Below are 9090 nucleotides of genomic sequence, written 5' to 3'. Positions count from 1 at the left end.
AAAATACAAAACGCCCGATGAAGTTCATCGAGCGTTTTAAACTGAAAAAAGTGTCAACCTATTTCAGGACTAGTCAGGGCTACCAGTTAGTAACTACCAGACTTTTGGTCGTCTGAATATTCAAGCTGTTGGTGACTTTGTCCCATCGCTTCAGCAACTTCAGGTGGCATATAGTTTTCGTCGTGTCGAGCTAGTACTTCGGTGGCTTCTAACTTACCGTCCTCAGTAAGGATACCTTGAGCCACTATACCTTGTCCTTCACGGAATAGATCCGGTAAAAGATCGTCATAAGTCACAATCACTTCACCACCGCCAGCATCATGTACAGCAAACTCGATGTGTAAGCTATTGGGATCACGAACAACCGATCCTTCTGTTACCATGCCGCCAATTCGAATGCGTTGTCCAGCTTCAGGTTTAACACCTGTGTCCTTTTTACCATGGACGATCTCTGTCGGGGTATAGAACAAGTTTAGGTTAGAATTTAGTGCGTATAACAGTAATGAAGCAATTGCTGCTACGCCGCCTATTAAGGCTGAAGCCAAAGCTAGTCGTTTCTTTCGTCTGTTGTTCACTGTTTGTTACTCCGATTCTCTTTTAAACGCTCTTCACGTTGAATTTTCTTGGCAATCTCAGCTAGTACTTTCTTTTTTTGGCGCGCACTGAAGAAAATCAGTGTACCAAGAGAGAAGAAAGAGATGCCATATGCAAGCCATACATAAAAAGCATAGCCGCCCATATCAATAAATTCCGCAAATGACTCAAACTGCATTTATTTGACTCCTTCAGCCTTAGCAAGTTCACGTACCCAAGGTCTCATTCCGTTTCTGGCGAGAATTTCGGCTCTGAAACGGACCAGAGTGATAGCGCCAATCATTACACCAAAACCTAAAATATTGATTAGTAGCGGTGCAAGCATTTCCATTGGCATGGTTGATTCTTCAGTAATTCTGATTGTTGCTGGCTGATGTAACGAGTTCCACCATTCAACAGAGTACTTAATGATTGGGATATTAATGACACCAACAATCGCTAAGATACCTGCTGCACGAGCTGCCAGTACTTTATCTTCAAACGCGGCATAGAGTGAAATAACACCTAAGTATAGGAATAGTAGCACCAACTCTGATGTCAAACGTGCATCCCAAACCCACCAAGTTCCCCACATTGGCTTACCCCAAGTGGCACCGGTGATAAGTGCGATGAAGGTGAGAACCGCACCAACCGGTGCAATTGCAGCGGCAGCCCAGTCAGCGGCTTTAATTTGCCATACTAAACCGATGAAGGCTGATGTCGCCATCGCCATATAGGCAGACATAGACATAGAGGCTGCAGGTACATGAATAAAGATGATGCGATAGCTGTCACCTTGTTGATAATCTACTGGTGCAAATAATAAGCCCCAAATAGAACCCACACCAATCATGCCTAAAGCAACAACGGTAAACCAAGGCAGCAACTTACCCGCTAGATTGTAGGCGCGTTGCGGGTCAGCGTAAGAATGTAGCCATTTCCACATATTAGTTTGTACTCACTCTTAATGAAGCACCAATAGCAAAAGGTGCTAACGTTAATGAACCGACCAACATTGCTGCGATAATCGCGAGATGGCCAGAATAAGGTAAATTCAGACCAGCAGCGTCAATCGCGCTAGTCGCAAAAATTAGTACTGGTATATATAAAGGCAAAATGAGCAGACTTAATAATACCCCGCCTTTACGTAACCCTACAGTTAACGCTACACCAATTGCACCTAATAAACTTAAAACCGGTGTACCGAGTGCTAATGTTGCAATCAGCGCACCATAACTGTTTGCTTCTAAGTGCAGTAAAACAGCTAATAAAGGTGCGACCAGGATTAAAGGCACACCGGTAAGCAGCCAGTGAGCGAGTACTTTAGCCAATACCATTAAAGGTAAAGGTTGTGGACTAAGCAACATCTGCTCTAAGCTGCCATCGACAAAATCAGCTTTGAATAATCGCTCGAGTGAAAGCATTGATGCGAGCAGGGCGGCAACCCAAATAATGCCCGGTGCAACTCTCGAGAGTACTTGCGGTTCTGGTCCTATACCCAGTGGAAATAGGGTAACGACTAACACGAAGAACAGCAGTGGATTGAAAATATCCCCTTTATGACGCACCGCAATCTGCAAGTCGCGCTTTAATAGGGTAAAAAAAGCTTGCCTGAAACTGAGACCTTTTTTCATCTATGCAACCTTATATAAAACGGTAGTCGAGTTTGATTTTACGTAAAATATCATCACCGATAATACTCATATCTTGGTGGGTGGTCATGATGACGCAACCGCCATTATTAGCATGAGCTAAAAATAGGTGTTCCAACTCTTCGACGCCTTTTTTATCGATTGCAGTGAAAGGCTCATCTAGCAGCCATAACTTACAGTTGGTGTTCCATAATCTTGCTAACGCGGTTCTGCGGTGCTGACCAGCAGATAAGTGGCCTGCTAAAGCTTCTTCGAAGCCGGACAAATTAACCTTTGCCAGAATATCGCGCGTATCAAAATCATCATACCCGCTAATTCTTAAATTGAAGTTAAGATTTTCCTCAGCAGTTAACTCACTTTTAACACCTGCTAAGTGACCGAGGTAAAGTAAGTCATCGTTGAATTCGTCTCGACAGCGAGTAATGTCCTCGCCTTTGAAATGCACTTGGCCTGCATAGGGGCGAGATAGGCCCGCTAAGATACGTAATAAACTGGTTTTCCCTGCGCCATTGGGCCCTTCAATTTGAACGATTTCGCCGGCTTGGATATCGAAACTTAGCTCATCGAACAAAATGCGCTCTTCCCGGATACACGTCAAGTTGTCGGCCGATAACAGTGTCTCTGCTTTTTTATTTACCACTGAACCCTCTATCTCAAGCCATTATTAAACGCAAGTGATCTTAACATAATCCCCATTTAGGGTTTAGCTTTGGTTAAGGATTAGTGTCAGCAATTTGATGTGCTTCCAAAAATGAGAACCTTTTGTCACTTTCTATTGAACTTTTTCAACTTTTTCTAATGTAGCATTTTCAACCAGCTATTAAAGTCACAGCTATAGAAAAATCACGATATTAATCACAAAAAGGTGAGATTAATTGAAGTTTGTTGTATCCTATGGCGGCTAGTAATTAGTCTGCCTCATAATTTAAAGGCAGCGTTGAGCTTTGTTAGTATTTGCATTAGGAACATCAAACATGAAAAAACTGTTAGCAATGACAGCAGTTGCTGCTCTAACCTTGTCAGCAAACGTAGCTGCTCAAGATGGTGAAGCTGTATATACCAAGGCTTGCCAAGTATGTCACAGCATGGGTGTAGCTGGTGCACCAAAATCACATGATGTAGCTGCATGGGAACCACGTCTAGCACAAGGTATGGATACGCTTGTTGCGACTGTTAAATCTGGTAAAGGCGCTATGCCTCCAGGTGGTATGTGTACTGATTGTAGTGATGAAGACTACAAAAACGCTATCGAGTTTATGTCTAAGTAATAACTCGTTTTGCCTACAGAAAAACCGGCCATTGTGCCGGTTTTTTGTTTTCTAGATATAGCGAGTTAACCATAGACATAAAAAAGCCGACCCTAAGGTCGGCTTTTTATATTGTTTACCGTTATTGAACTTGTGTGTCCAAAACAAGCTGGGTAGTGCCACCGACTTCAACCATGTCGACTTTTCCTTGAATGTCGCCAGATTGTGGCTTAACGCTGCCATGCTTTGAAAGTACGGCAATGATCTCTACCGATTTAGCATCGCTAAGTTTAACGTTACCGCCCATATTAGTAGTATCGTCAAGTGTCACAGCAGTTGGTAGCGCAGTCGCTGCGATCTTAGTCGCGGCTAGCGGTACTTTTGGCCCTTCAGTATTGCGAGCGAAGATAAATAAGATATCAGTGCCTGATACTTTATCTTTTAGTTCATCGGACAAAGACACTTCAACCGTCACAGTTTTAGCCGTGCCTTTTACTTGTTGATGGTTAGCATCATTTGGCATTTCGCCCATGCCACCTTGAAGACGCATTTTAGCGCTTTCAATCGCATTCATAATCGCGCTGCGGTCAACATCGTTGCGATCGCTATCTAGAATGGTTTGCCATGCGCCAATGGCCTTTTCATAATCAGCAGTAAAGAAGGCATCCATACCAACTAGCAACAATGTAGAAGGATCTTGAGGATCAAGTTCCAATGCTTGCTCAACAAGAGACTGCACTTGTGGCGTCATTTGTTGATTAGCTTGGTAATAAAGTGCCGTTGCTTTAGGGCCTAGTAGTTCAGCGTGAGTACCAACAAGCGCCATTGCACGGTCAAATGCTTTAACAGCTTCTGGATAGCGACTAGCTGAGATGTAAGCATGACCTAAGCTAAATTGTAATTGGCTGTTTTCCGGCTCTGACTTGGCTTGGGCTTCCATCATTTGGATGCGTTGATCCATAATCTGGTTTGCATCCATACCAGCATGCGGGTTATCCGGTACTGCTTTGTCTAAATCTGCATAGGCACCTAATGTGCTATAGAAGTATGCAGATAAAGCAATTACCACGACAGACATGATACTTGGCCAAACAATCGATTTTGGCTTGCCTTCAGTAGAAAGACTTTCATCTTCACTACCTTGCTTCATGTCTTGCAATAAGCTGATTTCAAGTTCTTTCTTAAGTGCGTCGAACTCGGCTTGGTCTAGTAGCTCATCAGCTAGTTCTTTTTCTAAAACAGCTAGTCGAGTTTCGAAAAGCTCTAAGTTAGTTTGTTTACGTACACCTGCTTCTTCAGCCTTTAACATATGTTTCTGGCGAAGGTGAGGAACCCAAATCAGCGCTAAGCTGACAATCACAAATAGTGCAATAAAAATCCAGAGAGTAGTCATTATTTCATTTTCACAGTTAGTTACTGAAAGCGGATCACACCGCACGACTGGATACAAGATTATACGGAAAGATTATTCATTGAACAGTAATATAAGGATTTAGTTGCCTAAAAACCTGATAGTTGCGCACTGGTTCACAGTTCGATTTTAAAATGCAAAAACAGCTGAAACTTAAGTTTCATTCAAGGGTCAGACCTTAAAATCGTCTGTTTTTAACATTTGTAACATGTATGACCAATGCCTCAAGAATGAGACAAGTCACCCATATTTGTACGAAAGGGGCAGACAGATACAATAGCAAATACTAAAATGACCTAAAATTTGTACTTTGAGCAGTGTAAATTGAAAACGCTTGCGGGTTGATAGCTTTATTAACTATCAATCCATAATTAGGACTGAGGAAACCCCATGATCCCAGAATTAGGACACTTTTCATTGATAATAGGCTTGGCTTTTGCCTTCCTATTAGCGACCGTTCCTTTAATAGGTGTTGCTCGTAAAGACCAATATCTTGTTAGATATGCTTGGCCATTAAGCTATGGCATGTTCTTCTTTATTTTCTTATCAGTGATTGTATTAGGCTACAGTTTTGCGGTAGATGACTTCTCCGTTGCGTATGTTGCCCATCACTCTAACTCTCAGTTGCCAATCTTTTTCAAGATTGCTGCAGTTTGGGGTGGACACGAAGGTTCACTACTCTTCTGGGTATTCTCTTTAACGGTTTGGGCTGCAGCTGTAGCCTATTTCAGTAAAGGGTTGGAAGAGGTGTTTACCGCACGAGTCCTAGCGGTACTAGCCATGATCACGATTGGCTTTACCTTATTCATGATTCTAACTTCTAGTCCATTTGAGCGTTTATTCCCTGTTCCAATGGAGGGGCGTGACCTTAACCCAATGTTGCAAGATGTTGGCTTGATCTTCCATCCACCAATGCTTTACCTAGGTTATGTAGGTTTCGCGGTTAGCTTTGCATTTGCTATTGCTGCGCTAATGGGTGGACGTTTAGATTCAGCTTGGGCTCGTTGGAGTCGTCCTTGGACGCTAGCTGCTTGGGTATTCCTAACAGGTGGTATTTCTCTTGGTTCTTGGTGGGCATACTATGAGCTAGGTTGGGGCGGCTGGTGGTTCTGGGATCCAGTTGAAAACGCTTCATTCATGCCATGGTTGATCGGTACTGCGTTGCTGCACTCTGTGATTGTTACTGAGAAGCGTGCTGCTTTCCGTAACTGGACTGTACTGCTTTCAATCTTTGCATTCTCATTAAGCCTATTAGGTACCTTTATTGTACGTTCGGGCGTATTGACATCAGTTCACTCGTTCGCAGCAGATCCAAGTCGAGGTATGTTCATTCTCCTCTTGCTCGGCTTAGCGATTGGTGGTTCGCTGACACTGTTTGCCTTTAGGGCTAGTGAAATGAAGAGTCCAGCTCGCTTTGAGTTGATGTCTCGAGAAACCATGCTACTGGTTTGTAATATTCTACTGACTGTAGCTTGCGGTACCGTATTGCTTGGTACACTTTACCCGCTACTTATTGATGCGCTTAACATGGGTAAAATCTCTGTAGGCCCACCATACTTTAACGCAGTGTTCGTACCGATTGTTTTAGTGCTATTCATGTTTATGGGTGTTGGACCAAACATTCGTTGGAAGCGTGCTAAGCCAGGCGAATTGAAGAGTAAACTGCTGGTGCCTGCTGTTATCTCAACAGTCGTCGGTGTTGCCGCGCCATTCTTAGCTGATGGTCAGTTTAATGTTTGGGTGATGTTCGGTATCGGTACTGCTACTTGGGTTACCATCGCAACGCTTCGAGCCGGATATAGCATCCTTCAAGGAAAAGATGGTTCGGTGAGCTTGGCGAGATTGGGCCGTAGTGAAATGGGTATGATTATAGCCCATATCGGTATCGCGGTCTCTATTGTAGGTGCCACAATGGTATCTAACTACTCGATTGAACGTAGTGTGCGTATGGGACCTGGCGTACAACAAGAGTTGGCCGGTTATAACTTCAATTATATTGAAACAAGAAACGTGGTTGGCCCTAACTATACTGCTCAGCAGGGACAAATTGAGGTCACACGTGACGGCGAATTCGTAACCATGCTAAGACCTGATCGTCGTCAGTATAATGTTCGCACTATGGATATGACGGAAGCGGGTATTGATTGGGGACTATTCCGCGACTTATATATCACAATGGGTGATCCAATCAGCCGTACTGAATATGCTGTTCGCTTGAACTACAAGCCATTCGTTCGTTGGATTTGGTTTGGTAGCATCTTTATGATGGTGGGTGGATTCTTCGCAGCATCAGACAAACGTTATCGTCGTGCTAAGGCAACTGCTGGTGCCAAAAAAGACGATAAAAAAGCGGATTTAGCAACTGCATAACTTGAATTGGGGCAAGTATGAAGAAGAGGTTAGTACTATTTTTACCACTCGTAGTGTTCTTGGTGATGGGGATATTCCTTTATAAGGGCTTATTCCTGAATCCGGAAAAGCTAGACTCTGCCCTTGAAGGAAAGCCGGTTCCGGCTTTCCAACTCGAGAGCCTAGAAGATAGTGGTAAAATTATCACCAACGAAAGCCTTAAGGGTAAAGTTGCATTGCTTAACGTATGGGCAACTTGGTGTCCATCTTGTAAGTATGAACACCCTTATTTGATGCGCTTTGCAAGGCAGAACTTAGTGCCAATCTATGGCATTAACTATCGTGATGAGCGTCGTTTGGCTATTCGAGAGCTTCAGCGTGAAGGTGATCCGTATACTAAGAACATTTTTGATCATGATGGCCGTTTAGGTTTAGACCTAGGGGTATATGGTGCACCAGAAAGTTACTTAATTGATCACAATGGTATTATCCGATTCCGATATGCAGGTCCAATTGATATGCGTGTTTGGAACGATACTTTGTATCCAATGATTCAAGAGCTTCAAGCTGAAGCTAAAGCTGAAGGAGCATCCTAATGAGAGCGATTTTCGCTTTATTATCTGTAATGCTGCTGTCATTGGCTTTAACCATGTCAGCACATGCAACGCCAGTTGATACTTATGAATTTCAATCTATGGAGCATCAGAAGCGTGCACTTGATTTAGCACACTCACTGCGTTGCCCTCAGTGTCAGAACCAAAACTTGATCGACTCAAACTCTCCTGTAGCGCAAGACTTGCGTTTGGAAGTCTACGAGATGGTTGATGCCGGTAAGAATGATGCTGAAATTATCGAGTTTATGACCAGCCGTTATGGTGACTTCGTCCTATATAAGCCGCGTTTTGAATTTAAAACCATGGTGCTTTGGTTAGGTCCAATCATTCTAATGCTATTTGCGCTGGCCTTCGTGTTTATGCTTGTGAGAAAGCAGCGTGGCTCAGTGACTGACAACATCACTATTAGTGATGCTGATCAAGCAGAGTTAGACAAGTTGCTTAAGAGAAAGAATGATGAGTAAGCTATCTGTGAGTTTGCTTAGTGCGATGTTGATTGGGAGCATCATGATGCTCCCATCAGTAGCGCAAGCTTACCCAGGTATGCAAAAGCAAGCTCAGGGTGAAGTTCAATCAAGCATTGATCTTATTAATGTGTTACCTAAGCCCTATCCGATTGATGTGGTTCCTTTTAAGGATGGTGCAGGTAATAGCGTTGACTTCAGTCAATACCGCGGGCAGGTCATCATGGTCAACATGTGGGCAACTTGGTGTCCACCTTGTGTCCGTGAGCTACCGGCATTGGATCGTTTTGCTAAGAAGTTTGATCAGCAAGACTTTGCAGTACTGCCTATTTCTATTGATTTGGACGGCACCGAGCAGGTGAAGCCATTTCTAGAGAAATTGGGTATGCCGGAGTTTAATACCTACTATGATAAAACCCAGCAACTTGGACAGGTGTTTCCATTAGATACGATTCCTGCGACGTTTATCTTAAATGGCAAAGGCGAGCTGGTGGCGTTTGTACGAACGTTTGTTGATTGGGATGATGAAAAAGCAGTTAGCTTGATCAATAGTTTCATTGAACAAGAGCAGCTAGCGACCAAGTCTGCTGCAGAGTAAAATGCAGTTCAATAGTATAAAAAGGGGCTTTTAGCCCCTTTTTTGTGCGTTTCGTCTGATAAATGCACGCTCAGCAATAAAAATGTCATTTTCTTTCAAAAAGCCCTTGCACAAAAACTTCAGCTCCCTATAATGCGCTCCCACTGACACGGCAAGCAGCGCTGCATAGCGATGTACAGACC

Annotated in this window: 11 protein-coding genes; 5 read left to right on the top strand and 6 right to left on the bottom strand. The window is 43.4% G+C overall.

Annotation, left to right across the window (positions count from 1 at the left end):
* Nucleotides 1–86: 86 nt before the first annotated feature.
* From ccmE to ccmA, 5 genes are read right to left on the bottom strand one after another with little or no spacing between them, the layout of a single operon-like run.
* Entirely contained in the window at nucleotides 87–575 is a 489-nt protein-coding gene (gene ccmE / locus ACHUFW_RS21705; protein ID WP_394206051.1) for a cytochrome c maturation protein CcmE, read from the bottom strand.
* Nucleotides 572–772, bottom strand: a complete 201-nt coding sequence (ccmD, locus tag ACHUFW_RS21700) for a heme exporter protein CcmD (RefSeq protein WP_394206050.1) — start codon at nucleotides 770–772, stop codon at nucleotides 572–574. Before ccmD ends, ccmE begins: the two co-directional genes overlap by 4 nt.
* Complete coding sequence (locus ACHUFW_RS21695) at nucleotides 773–1519, bottom strand: heme ABC transporter permease (RefSeq protein WP_394206049.1); 747 nt, start codon at nucleotides 1517–1519, stop codon at nucleotides 773–775.
* 1 nt (nucleotide 1520) lies between these two features.
* Nucleotides 1521–2207 (bottom strand): heme exporter protein CcmB, encoded by a 687-nt coding sequence (gene ccmB, locus ACHUFW_RS21690; RefSeq protein WP_394206047.1) that lies wholly within the window; start codon nucleotides 2205–2207, stop codon nucleotides 1521–1523.
* 10 nt (nucleotides 2208–2217) lie between these two features.
* Nucleotides 2218–2865, bottom strand: coding sequence for a cytochrome c biogenesis heme-transporting ATPase CcmA (gene ccmA, locus ACHUFW_RS21685; RefSeq protein ID WP_394206045.1), 648 nt, complete (start codon nucleotides 2863–2865; stop codon nucleotides 2218–2220).
* Between the two features lie 334 nt (nucleotides 2866–3199).
* On the opposite strand from ccmA, the gene ACHUFW_RS21680 reads away from it, so the two are divergent.
* Nucleotides 3200–3493: a c-type cytochrome gene (locus ACHUFW_RS21680; protein WP_028774690.1), complete on the top strand. Its 294-nt coding sequence runs from the start codon at nucleotides 3200–3202 to the stop codon at nucleotides 3491–3493.
* A 121-nt stretch (nucleotides 3494–3614) separates the two neighbouring features.
* Here the strand turns inward: ACHUFW_RS21680 and ccmI are convergent, their stop codons facing one another.
* Complete coding sequence (ccmI, locus tag ACHUFW_RS21675; RefSeq protein ID WP_394206043.1) at nucleotides 3615–4865, bottom strand: c-type cytochrome biogenesis protein CcmI; 1251 nt, start codon at nucleotides 4863–4865, stop codon at nucleotides 3615–3617.
* Between the two features lie 408 nt (nucleotides 4866–5273).
* Between ccmI and ACHUFW_RS21670 the strand changes: the two genes are divergently transcribed.
* Genes ACHUFW_RS21670 through ACHUFW_RS21655 form a run of 4 tightly spaced genes read left to right on the top strand, consistent with a single transcriptional unit; the run spans nucleotide 5274 to nucleotide 8908 of the window.
* The gene (locus ACHUFW_RS21670) at nucleotides 5274–7253 is read left to right on the top strand and encodes a heme lyase CcmF/NrfE family subunit (RefSeq protein WP_394206041.1); all 1980 of its coding nucleotides are present in this window, start codon (nucleotides 5274–5276) and stop codon (nucleotides 7251–7253) included.
* A 17-nt stretch (nucleotides 7254–7270) separates the two neighbouring features.
* Complete coding sequence (locus ACHUFW_RS21665) at nucleotides 7271–7828, top strand: DsbE family thiol:disulfide interchange protein (protein WP_394206039.1); 558 nt, start codon at nucleotides 7271–7273, stop codon at nucleotides 7826–7828.
* Nucleotides 7828–8310: a heme lyase NrfEFG subunit NrfF gene (gene nrfF, locus ACHUFW_RS21660; RefSeq protein WP_394206038.1), complete on the top strand. Its 483-nt coding sequence runs from the start codon at nucleotides 7828–7830 to the stop codon at nucleotides 8308–8310. Before ACHUFW_RS21665 ends, nrfF begins: the two co-directional genes overlap by 1 nt.
* Nucleotides 8300–8908 (top strand): TlpA disulfide reductase family protein, encoded by a 609-nt coding sequence (locus ACHUFW_RS21655; protein ID WP_394206037.1) that lies wholly within the window; start codon nucleotides 8300–8302, stop codon nucleotides 8906–8908. Before nrfF ends, ACHUFW_RS21655 begins: the two co-directional genes overlap by 11 nt.
* Nucleotides 8909–9090: the final 182 nt, after the last annotated feature.

The sequence above is a fragment of the Shewanella waksmanii genome, from assembly GCF_043643685.1.
Classification (GTDB): Bacteria; Pseudomonadota; Gammaproteobacteria; order Enterobacterales; family Shewanellaceae; genus Shewanella; species Shewanella waksmanii_A.
Note: the sequence above shows the minus strand (reverse complement) of the source record. Positions and strands in the feature narration are given on the sequence as shown.